The sequence below is a fragment of the Pseudomonas sp. Yb2C2 genome, from assembly GCF_052112325.1.
Classification (GTDB): domain Bacteria; phylum Pseudomonadota; class Gammaproteobacteria; order Pseudomonadales; family Pseudomonadaceae; genus Aquipseudomonas; species Aquipseudomonas marginalis.
The window spans coordinates 283,343-294,454 of the sequence record NZ_JAVAJK010000007.1 but is presented as its reverse complement, the minus strand read 5'-3'; the positions used below and the strand labels follow the sequence as shown (position 1 = coordinate 294,454).

12 protein-coding genes are annotated in these 11,112 nt (G+C 60.3%); 9 read left to right on the top strand and 3 right to left on the bottom strand.

Annotated elements, in window-relative coordinates:
- Positions 1-143 precede the first annotated feature (143 nt).
- Both Q8X51_RS12770 and Q8X51_RS12765 read left to right on the top strand, forming a co-directional pair.
- Positions 144-398 carry a helix-turn-helix domain-containing protein gene (locus Q8X51_RS12770; protein WP_065925271.1) on the top strand — a complete coding sequence of 85 codons (255 nt, stop codon included), beginning with the start codon at positions 144-146 and terminating at the stop codon, positions 396-398.
- Complete coding sequence (locus Q8X51_RS12765; RefSeq protein ID WP_065925272.1) at positions 391-1,599, top strand: type II toxin-antitoxin system HipA family toxin; 1,209 nt, start codon at positions 391-393, stop codon at positions 1,597-1,599. The genes Q8X51_RS12770 and Q8X51_RS12765 overlap by 8 nt, the downstream gene beginning before the upstream one ends.
- A gap of 41 nt (positions 1,600-1,640) precedes the next feature.
- On the opposite strand, the gene Q8X51_RS12760 is transcribed toward Q8X51_RS12765, so the two are convergent.
- Entirely contained in the window at positions 1,641-2,120 is a 480-nt protein-coding gene (locus tag Q8X51_RS12760; RefSeq protein WP_407693917.1) for a GyrI-like domain-containing protein, read from the bottom strand.
- A gap of 196 nt (positions 2,121-2,316) precedes the next feature.
- Between Q8X51_RS12760 and alaC the strand changes: the two genes are divergently transcribed.
- Complete coding sequence (alaC, locus tag Q8X51_RS12755; protein WP_407693916.1) at positions 2,317-3,528, top strand: alanine transaminase; 1,212 nt, start codon at positions 2,317-2,319, stop codon at positions 3,526-3,528.
- A 95-nt stretch (positions 3,529-3,623) separates the two neighbouring features.
- Here alaC and Q8X51_RS12750 read toward each other — a convergent pair whose 3' ends face one another.
- Positions 3,624-4,976, bottom strand: a complete 1,353-nt coding sequence (locus Q8X51_RS12750) for a GntP family permease (protein ID WP_027605614.1) — start codon at positions 4,974-4,976, stop codon at positions 3,624-3,626.
- Positions 4,977-5,060: 84 nt separating this feature from the next.
- Entirely contained in the window at positions 5,061-5,594 is a 534-nt protein-coding gene (locus Q8X51_RS12745; RefSeq protein WP_027605613.1) for a gluconokinase, read from the bottom strand.
- Positions 5,595-5,806: 212 nt separating this feature from the next.
- On the opposite strand from Q8X51_RS12745, the gene Q8X51_RS12740 reads away from it, so the two are divergent.
- From Q8X51_RS12740 to Q8X51_RS12715, 6 genes are all read left to right on the top strand, one after another.
- Entirely contained in the window at positions 5,807-6,838 is a 1,032-nt protein-coding gene (locus Q8X51_RS12740; RefSeq protein WP_176719700.1) for a LacI family DNA-binding transcriptional regulator, read from the top strand.
- Positions 6,839-6,927: 89 nt separating this feature from the next.
- Positions 6,928-7,560 carry a glutathione S-transferase family protein gene (locus Q8X51_RS12735; protein WP_065947861.1) on the top strand — a complete coding sequence of 211 codons (633 nt, stop codon included), beginning with the start codon at positions 6,928-6,930 and terminating at the stop codon, positions 7,558-7,560.
- Positions 7,561-7,570: 10 nt separating this feature from the next.
- Positions 7,571-8,308: an NAD-dependent epimerase/dehydratase family protein gene (locus tag Q8X51_RS12730; RefSeq protein ID WP_065925278.1), complete on the top strand. Its 738-nt coding sequence runs from the start codon at positions 7,571-7,573 to the stop codon at positions 8,306-8,308.
- 12 nt (positions 8,309-8,320) lie between these two features.
- The gene (locus tag Q8X51_RS12725; protein WP_065947863.1) at positions 8,321-9,730 is read left to right on the top strand and encodes an MFS transporter; all 1,410 of its coding nucleotides are present in this window, start codon (positions 8,321-8,323) and stop codon (positions 9,728-9,730) included.
- A gap of 133 nt (positions 9,731-9,863) precedes the next feature.
- Positions 9,864-10,364, top strand: coding sequence for a hypothetical protein (locus Q8X51_RS12720; RefSeq protein WP_065925280.1), 501 nt, complete (start codon positions 9,864-9,866; stop codon positions 10,362-10,364).
- Between the two features lie 287 nt (positions 10,365-10,651).
- Positions 10,652-11,089: a GNAT family N-acetyltransferase gene (locus Q8X51_RS12715; RefSeq protein ID WP_065925281.1), complete on the top strand. Its 438-nt coding sequence runs from the start codon at positions 10,652-10,654 to the stop codon at positions 11,087-11,089.
- Positions 11,090-11,112: the final 23 nt, after the last annotated feature.

Sequence of the window (11,112 nt, the reverse complement as noted above, 5' to 3'; positions counted from 1 at the left end):
GGATGGGTGGACAGCGAGGAGGCGTATAAGGGGCGGGGTGGGTATGAGCGGAGGTTGAGGTGGGTGTTGGGTCGAAGCGGTCTTGACTTACTTTAAATGTAACGTATACATAACTTCCAATTAAAAAGTAATGAATATATGACATGGATACTTCGGTTATCACTCAGCGACTGGGCAGCCAAATTCGCGCGATGCGACTTAACCGTGGCTATAAACAAGCGGATCTGGCGAAACTTGCAGGGGTTACCCGGCAGAAGCTGATAGAAGTCGAACAAGGCAGCCTCTCGGTCTCAATGAATGCCTATGCCCGAGTGATCGCCGCCTTGGGCAGCGAATTCAAATTAGTGCCTGTGACCATGCCGACCCTGGAGGAACTGGAGGACTTGTTCAATGATTAGCCCCCATTTACGCGTTCATACCCCTCAAGGTAAAAGCGGCAGCGTGTTGATGAGTGCCAACGACTATTTGTTCCGCTACGGCGAAAACCTGCGGGCACAAACCGCAGTCAGCCTGACGATGCCCGTTCGCGCCGAAGAATATCGCCGCCGAGAACTTCACCCCATCTTCCAGATGAACCTGCCGGAAGGCTACGTTCTGGAGCAATTGCGCAATCGCCTCGCCAAGACGGTCAAGGTCGATCCGATGTTGTTGCTGGCACTCTCGGGCAGCAGTGCACCGATTGGTAGGGTGTTCGTGTCTTCGGATCAAGTAAACGACCTGATCCTGCGCAACAGCCCTCCCTCCAGCGGAGAAAACCTCAACGAAATTCTCGCCTGGGACGGCGCGGAGGATCTGTTCCTGGAACTGGTGGATCGCTACATCCTGCGAGCAGGTATTTCTGGCGTGCAGCCCAAAGTACTGGTGCCGGAAAAACCGCAGGCATCCGCGCAGAAGTTCACGTCGAAAATCAACGACCTGATTATCAAAAGCGGGCGCGATGAGTTTCCGGGGTTGGCCATCAATGAATACCTGTGCATGTCCATCGCCCGGGATGCAGGCTTGCCGGTGCCACCTTTTTACCTGTCGCAGAATCATAAGCTGTTCATCATGCGGCGCTTTGATCGGGACGAGCAGCTCAACCCGCTGGGTTTCGAAGACATGACCACCTTGATGGGCCTGTCTGCGGAGCAGAAGTACACCAAGAGTTACGCAGCGATCGCCAAGGCCGTACGCGTGTTCTGCGCCCCAGAACATCAACGCAGCTCGCTCGATCAATTGTTCGACAGCGTGGCACTGAGCTGCATAGTGGGTAATGGCGACGCTCACTTGAAGAACTTCGGCGTGCTCTATAGCGACCCGCTGAAATCGGATACCCGGCTGGCACCGGTATACGACATTGTGAACACCACCGCCTATCTCCCTGAGGACTCACTGGCACTTGACCTGTCCGGCAACAAATCATTGTTTGCTGCACGTCTGGGCATCCTGGAATTTGCAAGAACCTGCGAAATTGAAAATCCCGAAGCGCGCATTCAGGCACTCCTTCAAACCCTGGAAGCCGTGCTCAAGCGCGAAGACGATTACTGCCGGTTGGCCCCTGATGTAGCGAAAGCCATACGTCAATCTGCGCAGGGCTATCAACTCAGCTTTGGTGGCTGAACGTCCTGTGGTTGCGGCGAGACAAGCGTTCAGCCAGTGGGTTACTTGTGTTCCACGGGCAACCAGACCTCCACCGTCCCCGTCCCCTTGCGCCCATCAAAATCCGCGCTATAGCGCTCGAAATCCGCCCCCGCCACCTTGTAGCCCGAGTTCGGCAACCACTCGAACATGATGCGCTCGTAGGTCTGCTCCAGTGCCTGCACCGGGCCATAGTGCGGGAACACGGCGTAGTGGTGCGCAGGCAGTTCGACGCACTCGAAGTTGCTCGGCACATCGCTTTTGGACGGTACTTCCACCCCGGCCATGTAATCGAATTCACCGTGGCTGGGGTTATGGCAAACGCCGTAGGTCACTCCGCCGACGCGTTTCTTGATGTGTTTTACGCTTTCGTCGAACACACTCCACAACTTGGGGATATCCCCCACGGTAGCCTTCGAATAACGCCCTTGCACCCCGGCGATCACCAGGGCCTTGCCGTCTTCCATGCGTGGCTCTAACGGTTGTTTTGTCTGCTGGTCCATCTGAACAGTCTCCTTCTTATGAGGGAACAAACCCGTATCGAGTATAGGGGCATATCCTTGCAGTACTCCATGCAGAAAATTTCCCGACACATCTGGACAACTGGCCATCATCGACCGTATTGTCTGCCCCGCAGGCCACCGCAGTGGCCGACGTCGCTCGGACGGTTCCGGGCGCTTACGTACTCTCGAGGCAACAATGGCAGACCTTGGTTCGCCGCGCCGCTTTGCGCGCATAGATCGACTCCCCCCTTACGTTTTCAATATCACTGCCGAGCTGAAGATGGCTGCGCGTCGGCGCGGCGAAGACATCATCGACTTGAGCATGGGTAACCCCGACGGCGCCACGCCTCCCCATATCGTGGAGAAGATGGTTACCGTCGCCCAGCGTGAAGACACCCACGGCTATTCCACCTCCAAAGGCATTCCACGTCTGCGCCGGGCAATTTCGCGCTGGTACAAGGATCGCTACGCAGTCGACATCGACCCCGAGACCGAAGCCATCGTGACCATCGGTTCCAAGGAAGGCCTGGCGCATCTGATGCTGGCCACCCTGGACCAGGGCGACACGGTGCTGGTGCCCAACCCGAGTTATCCGATTCATATCTACGGTGCCGTGATTGCCGGCGCCCAGGTGCGTTCGGTGCCGCTGGTGCCTGGCGTGGACTTCTTCGCCGAACTGGAACGGGCGATCCGTGGGTCGATCCCCAAGCCGAAGATGATGATCCTCGGCTTCCCGTCCAACCCGACCGCGCAGTGCGTGGAGCTGGATTTCTTCGAACGGGTGATCGCCCTGGCCAAGCAGTACGACGTGCTGGTGGTGCATGACCTGGCCTACGCCGACATCGTCTACGACGGCTGGAAAGCCCCGTCGATCATGCAGGTGCCGGGCGCCAAGGACATTGCGGTGGAGTTTTTCACCCTGTCCAAGAGCTACAACATGGCCGGCTGGCGCATCGGTTTCATGGTGGGCAACCCGGAACTGGTCAATGCCCTGGCGCGGATCAAGAGCTACCACGACTATGGCACCTTCACCCCGCTGCAAGTCGCCGCGATTGCCGCACTGGAAGGCGACCAACAGTGCGTGAAGGATATCGCCGAGCAGTACCGCCAGCGCCGCAATGTGCTGGTCAAGGGCCTGCATGAGCTGGGCTGGATGGTGGAGAACCCCAAGGCGTCGATGTACGTCTGGGCGAAGATTCCCGAGGCGTATGCCGCCATGGGTTCACTGGAATTCGCCAAGAAGCTGCTGCTGGAAGCGAAGGTCTGTGTGTCGCCGGGGATTGGGTTTGGCGAGTATGGGGATGATCATGTGCGCTTCGCGCTGATCGAGAACCAGGACAGGATTCGCCAGGCGGTGCGCGGGATTCGCGGGATGTTCCGGGCGGATGGGCTGGCTGCTAAAGCCTGACCCGATCCACCTGAACAAATGTGGTCAAACTGTGGGAGGGGCTTGCCCCCTCCCATAGTTGATTGGGTTTTCACCCTTGTCTTGTAGCGTGTCTGTTAGACCACCAACGACAGCAACATGATAAAGATCAGTGCCACAACGGACAGGATGGTTTCCATCGCCGTCCAGGTCTTGAAGGTCTCGGCCACGGTCATGTTGAAGTACTGCTTCACCAGCCAGAACCCCGCATCGTTGACGTGCGACAGGATCAACGAACCCGCCCCCGTCGCCAACACCAGCAGCTCACGGTTAACTCCGGGAATCATCCCCACCACCGGCACTACGATGCCCGCGCCGGTAATGGTCGCCACGGTGGCCGAACCGGTCGCCACACGAATCACCGCCGCCACCAGCCACGCCAGCAGGATCGGGTTGATCTGTGCGTTTACCGCCATGTGGCCGATCACGTCACCCACGCCGCTGGTCACCAGCATCTGCTTGAAGCCACCACCGGCACCGATGATCAGGATGATCGCGGCGGTCGGCGCAAGGCTGGCGTCGAGCAGCTTGAGGATCTGCTTGGAATGGATGCCCTGGCGGCTGCCAAAGGTGTACAGCGACAGCAGCAACGCCAGCAGCAAGGCGGTGATCGGGTGACCGATCATGTCCATCCAGTTGCGCACCACGTTGCCTTCGGCAAAGGCGATGTCGGCGAAGGTTTTGAGCAGCATCAGGAACACCGGCAGCAGCACGGTGACCAGGGTGATACTGAAGCTCGGCAGGTTTTTGTTCTCAGGCTCGCGGGCCAGTTGATCGACCAGTTCCTGGGACGGGTTGCCCGGAATGTACTTGGCGATAAACGTACCGAAGATCGGGCCAGCGATGATGGCCGTCGGCAGCGCGACGATCAGGCCGTACAGGATGGTCTTGCCGATGTCGGCGCCAAACACACCGATGGCCAGCAGCGGGCCCGGGTGCGGCGGCACCAGGCCGTGGACTGCCGAGAGGCCGGCGAGCAGCGGGATGCCGATCTTGATCAGCGACACGCCGGTGCGGCGCGCAACGATAAACACCAGCGGGATCAGCAGTACAAAGCCGATCTCGAAGAACAACGGAATGCCCACCAGGAATGCGGCGAACATCATGGCCCACTGGACCTTGTCCTTGCCAAAGGCGCGGATCAGGGTCTGGGCGATCTGATCGGCACCGCCGGATTCGGCCATCATCTTGCCGAGCATGGTGCCCAGCGCGAGGATGATGCCGACAAAGCCAAGCACCCCGCCGAAACCGTCCTGGAACGCCTTGATGATCTTGTCCACCGGCATGCCCGAGGTCAGGCCAAGGAAGCCGGCCGCGATGATCAGCGCAATAAATGGGTGAACCTTGAAGCGGGTGATCAAGACGATCAGCCCGATGATGGTAACGACTGCATCTAACAGCAGGTACGACTCGTGGGACATGCCAAACATGGGGGGTCTCTCCTGTTTGTTGTTGTTATTAAAGCGGGTGTTGAATTTCCTGCCGGGGATAGCGCTATCTTTTCCGGCAAAAAATCAGTTGGATGGTTCAAAACCGTGTGTCAGCCACCAGGCGTTGGTCTGCCTGGCCAACTCCTCGACACTGTCTTCGCTGGCGTTGAGGGCCAGGGTCAGCGGCTCGCCCTTGGGCGATTCAAGGGTGGCGAACTGGCTGTCGATGAGGCTGGCCGGCATGAAATGGCCGGGGCGATGGGACACGCGGTCGGCGGCGACTTCGCGGGTCAACTCCAGGAATACAAAACCCAGGCCCGGCGCGGCTTCGCGCAGGTGGTCGCGGTATTTCTTTTTCAGCGCGGAGCAGGTGAGTACCGGATGTTCACCGGCTTTGAGCGAACGGCGCAGTTCATCGCACAGGATGTCGAGCCAACCGGCGCGGTCGTCGTCGTTGAGGGGGTGGCCGGCGCTCATCTTTTCGATGTTCGCGGCGGGGTGAAAGCTGTCGCCTTCAATGGCGGTGGCACCGTTCAGGCGGCACAGGGCCTCGCTGACGCTGGTTTTGCCACAGCCGGCAACACCCATGATGACCAGGGCGGTAACAGGTTGACTCATGAAACACCTCAAGACGCAGATAGCGCTACCTTTGCACGCCGTGAGGCGAGTGCAAAAACAGGCTTTTCCCGCGCCGTCTTGTCATTTTTATGGAGTGACGCGTGCATCCGCTCCAATCATTTGAACCGGATCAGGCAACCCATAGTTCAATAATTTGCAGCCTTTTGGAGACAGCGCTACCTTAGTGCCTCGATTTTTGTTTGGCAAGCCGCCTGATGACCTCCAAGAACGATAAAAATACCCGCACCACCGGTCGCCCTACCCTCAACGAAGTTGCCCGCCTGGCCGGCGTCAGCCCGATTACCGCCTCCCGCGCGTTGCGCGGCATCAGCACCGTGGCCATCGAACTGGTGGAAAAAGTCCAGCACGCCGCTGCCGAACTCAACTACGTGGTCAACCCCGCCGCCCGTGCCCTGGCTTCGGCCCAGAGCCATTCGGTGGTAGTCCTGGTGCCGTCGTTGTCCAACCTGCTGTTTATCGAAACCCTCGAAGCCATCCACCAGGTGCTGCGGCCCAAGGGCTTTGAAGTGCTGATCGGCAACTCCCACTATTCGCGCGACGAAGAGGAAAACCTGCTGCGCAACTACATGGCCTATCAGCCACGCGGGTTGCTGCTGACCGGCTTTGATCGCACCGAAAGCGCCCGACGGATGGTCGAGGCCAGCAATGTGCCGTGTGTGTACATGATGGACCTGGACCCCAATGCCGGCGTGAACTGCGTGGGCTTCTCGCAGCTGGCGGCGGGTGAAACCGCGGCCGCACATTTGATCTCCCGTGGGCGCAAGCGCCTGGCGTATATCGGCGCGCAACTGGACCAACGCACCCTGCTGCGTGGCGAAGGCTTTCGCCGTGCGCTGCAACAGGCGGGCCTGTACGACCCGGCGCTGGAACTGCTGACACCACGCCCTTCCTCGGTGGGCCTGGGCGGCGAACTGTTCCTGCAACTGCTGGCCGCCCATCCGGATGTGGATGCGATCTTCTTCGGCAACGACGACCTGGCACAGGGCGCGCTGCTGGAAGCCATGCGCCACGGCATCAAAGTGCCAGAACGTGTCGCGGTGCTGGGTTTCAACGACTTGCCGGCGTCGTCCTTCATGGTGCCGCGCCTGAGCAGCATCAGTACCCCCAGGGAAGCGATCGGGCGGCGGGCGGCGGAGCATTTGTTGACGATCATGGCGGGCAACAGGATCGCCAAGCCGGTGGTGGATATGGGGTTTGAGTTGCAGGTTCGCGAGAGCACGTAGTCCCACATTTTAACCCCGCCCGCTCGGAGGCATCGCCGTAGCTTCTCCCTCCTGCTAGATTGGCTGTTCTCCATCGCAAGGAAAGCACCATGGCACATTCACTGAAAATCCTGGGTCGCACGTCCTCCATCAACGTGCGCAAAGTGCTCTGGACCTGCCAGGAACTGGGCATCGACTACGTGCGCGAAGACTGGGGCATCGGCTTCCAGCCCACCCAGTCCGCCGAATTCCTCGCCCTGAACCCCAATGCCCAGATACCCGTGCTGATCGACGACCACGGCGTGCTGTGGGAGTCCAATACCATCTGCCGCTACCTGGTGGGGCTTTACCAGCGCCACGACCTGCTGCCCATCGAGCCCGCCCCACGCGCCCGGGTCGAGCAGTGGATCGACTGGCAGGCCGTCGAGCTCAACCGTGCCTGGGGCGATGCCTTCACCGCCCTGGTACGCAATAACCCGGACGGCCTGGACGCGGCGCAGATTGAAGCCGCCGTGCAACGATGGAACGACAAGATGGGCATCCTCGAGCAACAACTGAGCAAAACCGGGGCCTTTGTTGCCGGCGATGAATTCACCCTCGCCGACATCCTGATCGGCCTCTCGGTGCACCGCTGGCAGATGACGCCCATGGCGCGCCCGGCCTACGCCGCCATTGCCGCCTACTACCAGCGCCTCGGCCAGCACCAGGGCTTCCAGCTATTCGCCCTCGACGGGCATAACTAAGGACATGCCCGTGAAAGGACTCAACGTACTGCTCACCGGCGCCTGCGGCAGAATCGGCAAGACGTTTTTCGAAGCATCGAAAGACCGCTACCGTTTCACCCTCACCGACCGCATCGCGCCTGATTTCGACCTGGGCGAACACCGCTTCGTGCACGCCGACCTCAGCGACAAAGCCAGCCTCGCCAGCTTGCTCGAAGGCATCGATGTGATCGTGCACCTGTCGGGCATCCCCCACGCCAGCGCCACGTTCGACGAATTGCTGCCGAACAATATCCTCGCCACCACCTACCTGTTCGAAGCCGCCGTGGCGGCGGGTGTACAGCGCCTGGTGTTCGCCAGCAGCGCGCAAACCATCGAAGGCTACCCGGTAGACCGGCAGATCAGCCCAGGCATGCAGGTGATGCCGGCCAACCTGTATGGCGTGAGCAAATGCTACGGCGAAGCGCTGTGTGGCTACTACGCGGCGAAAACCCCGCTGTCGACGATTGCCCTGCGCATCGGCGCGTTCGAATTCGTTGAAACCCACGACCTGAACAACGCCCGCGACCTCAGCGCCTGGCTCAGCCCGCGGGATGCCGTGCAGCTGCTGCAGCGTGCAGTGGAGGCCGAGGGCGTGAAACACCTGATCGCCCATGGCATTTCCAATAACCGCTTCAAGCGCCTGGACCTGAGCGAAACCACACGGGTGTTGGGTTACCATCCGCTGGACGATGCATTTCAGACCTTCGATATCCCCATCACTGACTGAGTTTTTCCCGCCATGCCTGCACTCCCTGCTACAGACGGCATCGACCCGATCCGCGCCGCCCATATCAGCGCGCGTATCGACCGCCTGCCCGCCGTCGCCACGGTCTGGCGCCTGGTGGCGCTGCTGTCGATCGGCGGTTTTTTCGAGCTGTATGACTTGTTCCAGACCGCCTACATCAGCCCCGGCCTGATCAGTGACGGGATTTTCCACACCGGCAGCGAGGGCGTGTTTGGCTTCTCCGACCAGGCGGCGTTCGCCTCGGCGACCTTCCTCGGCCTGTTCCTCGGCGCCAGCCTGCTCAGCCCCATCGCCGACCGCTTCGGGCGCCGGGCGATCTTCACCTTTGCCTTGATCTGGTACACCGTCGCCACGGTGTTGATGGGCATTCAGACGTCCGCGCTGGGCATCATCGGCATGCGTTTCCTGGTGGGCATCGGCCTGGGCATCGAGCTGGTGACCATCGACGCCTACCTATCGGAACTGGTGCCCAAGCGCATGCGCAGTTCGGCGTTCGCCTTTGCGTTTTTCATCCAGTTCCTGTCGGTGCCGGCCGTGGCATTGATGTCATGGTGGCTGGTGCCCCAGGCGCCGTTCGGGGTGTCGGGCTGGCGCTGGGTGGTGCTGAGCAGTGCGGTGTTTGCGCTGTTTATCTGGCAACTGCGCAAGCGCCTGCCGGAATCACCGCGCTGGCTGGCGCAGAAAGGCCGCTTCGAAGAAGCCGGCAGGATCATGGACACCCTGGAGGCACGCTGCCGGAAAGACCATGGCAAACCCCTGGATGAACCCGAACCCGAAACCGTCAGCGTGCAAGGCAGCGGCCGTTTTGCCGACATCTGGCAACCGCCATACCGCCGCCGCGCGTTGATGCTGATTGTGTTCCATGTGTTCCAGGCCATCGGCTTCTTTGGTTTCGGCAACTGGTTGCCGGCGCTGCTTTCGGGCCAGGGTGTCAGCGTGACCCACAGCTTGCTGTACGCCTTTATCATCACCCTCGCCTACCCGCTGGGGCCGTTGCTGTTTGTGAAGGTGGCCAACCGCTTCGAAAACAAATGGCAGATCGTCGGCTCCGCCATGGGTGCGGTGATCTTCGGCAGCCTGTTCGCCCTGCAAACCACGGCGGTGGGGCTGGTAATCTGCGGGGTGATGATCACATTCTGCAACGCCTGGCTGAGCTTCAGTTACCACTCCTACCAGAGCGAGCTGTTCCCGACCAATATCCGCGCGCGGGCGGTGGGGTTCTGCTATTCGTTCAGCCGCTTGTCGACGGTGTTCAGCAGCCTGTTGATCGGTTTTATCCTCGAACACCTGGGCACACCCGGTGTGTTGGCGTTTATTGCCAGCAGCATGCTGATCGTGATGATCACCATCAGTTGGTTCGGCCCGCGTACGCGCAACCTGGCCTTGGAAAATATCGCCCATTGACGGCAACGGTTGGCCGCCTGCGGGACAATGTTTGCCGCGGCGGCCAGGCCAAATCCAGTCAAACCGGGGTTATCGGACCCGGCATGTTATTTGCTCCCGCTATGGCACCGAACATTTTCCCAGGTGACCGATCATGCTGGTTAACAACAACCCCCAAGCCGTGTCGACCCTTCAAAAGATCACGCGTCCCGACATGGACCCTGCCAACGCCGCCGCCAGCACGCTGTACAGCGGCGCCCTGCAAGCGGCGCAGCAAAGCGTGACCCTGCCGGCCGCGCAGAAGGATCTGGACAAGGCGGGCGATCGCATCGACGAAGCGTTCGCCAAGACCCGCGTGCAGTTGCAGGCCAGCACAGCGGCCACCACGGTGACGACGGATGTCCCCGCCACCAGCTCCGCCCGCACAGACTTCACCGATTACATGAGCAAAACCCCGGCCGAGCGTATCCGTGAGCAATTGCTCAAGGAACAAGGGTTGACCGAGGCGGATGTGCAGAACATGTCACAGGAAAAGCAGGACGCCATTTCCAAGCAAGTGGCCGAACGTTTGAAGCAGCAGCAAGAGCAGCAGGTAGCGGCGAAGACCACTGACCCGCAGGCGCAGGCAGTGAAGGAAACCCTGGCGGCGATCTAAGTCACAGGTGGGACGCCGAGCGTCCCTGGCGGCATTCCCACGCGGGTGCGTGGGAATGATCATTAACTCAGTGACCGAACAGGCCTGTCTCGGTTTTCTTGGCTTTCTTCTCGGCGCGTTTTTCGTCGGCGGTCTTTGCCGGTTTCTTCTTCGCGGCTTTCTTTGAATCCATACCTTTGGCCATGATGCATGCTCCACTTACAGGGGATGTAACACTGGGTATACCACCTATTGCCGCACAGAAGGCGCTTATAATCCCCGGCCCTTGATTATGTTGCCCAAACACCATGCCCGAACTGCACATCGCCCCCCTGGCTGAGCCGCTATGGCCGCTGCTGAACAAGTTTTATCGCCGTCATGACTCACCGATGAAGGCACTCAAGGGCGGGCGTTTGTGGGTAGCGCGCGACAGCGAGATTGTCGCCGGTCTGTGCCTGACACCCGTGATCGGCGGACAGTGGTTGACCGGCGTGTTTGTCGACCCGGCGTATCGCGGCCAGGGGTTGGCGGGGCGATTGATAGCCGCGGCGGCGGCCGAGGTGCAAGGCACGCTGTGGTTGTTGTGCCATCCGGACCTGGAGGGTTTGTATCAGCGCATGGGTTTCACCCAGGACACGCTATTGCCGCAATCCCTCAGCGAGCGACTGGTGCGCTACAAACGTAACAAACCGATGATCGCGATGGGCTTAGATCGTTTAGTGAGGTCGTCCTCGGATAATGTGTGATCGCCCCGCATGGGCCCCATGCT